Below are 713 nucleotides of genomic sequence, written 5' to 3'. Positions count from 1 at the left end.
CAGCGAAATCACCATTGGGACGAGCGTTACTTGGCAAAGAGGAAGGCGAAGAGTTTGAGATGAAAATTGGCGATAAAACAACTTGTTACGAAGTCGTGACGGTGTTCTGACATCAAATGTATAACTGAGTGTTATGTTTAACAGAAGTTATTTTGAAGATAAGAGAATGACATGAAGAAACTTCTTACACTTTCATTGCTGATGGTTAGTGCAACAGGCTATGCAGCGCAATGTCGTGTGGACATCCATAATGAAGTTCGTATGGATGGACAGAGTTTGGAAATTCGCCAGACTTCTGGTGATAAAGCCGTCGTGGACGAAGACAACAACTTGTTCATCAAAGGTGAGTTGATTGAACTCGATGCAGAGCAGAAAGCCGCGATTGAAGCATATCGCGAAAAAATGAATGCCTATATCCCTCAAGCTAAGCAGCTAGCGAGTGATGGCTTGGAACTTGCCAATGACATCATTGATGATGTGGCAGCGAGTTTGGATGCGCCGGGCGCGTTTGATAACGTAAAAGTTGCAGTTAAAGACTTCTTTGCTGATGTGCAATCTCGTTATTACAAAGATGGTGATTTTATTTTGCCTGCAGACAGCTTTGAATCGATGACGCAGGGCTGGACGAAAGATTTTGAAAAGGCGCAGGAGATTTTTAATAAAGAGTTTCTGGCTAGCGCGTTCGATGCTTTATCGAAAAAAATGAAAGAAGA

2 protein-coding genes are annotated in these 713 nt (G+C 42.4%); both read left to right on the top strand.

Going from position 1 to position 713, the window contains the following annotated elements; all coding sequences use genetic code 11:
• Positions 1 to 110: GreA/GreB family elongation factor (locus tag R7044_RS25445; RefSeq protein ID WP_225456025.1), on the top strand; the 110-nt coding region annotated here is incomplete at its 5' end.
• A gap of 61 nt (positions 111 to 171) precedes the next feature.
• On the top strand, positions 172 to 713 hold a 542-nt coding region (locus R7044_RS25440; protein WP_225456024.1), incomplete at its 3' end, for a DUF2884 family protein.

The organism is Vibrio sp. 1402, from assembly GCF_033340275.1.
This window is presented reverse-complemented; position numbering and strand designations above follow the sequence as displayed.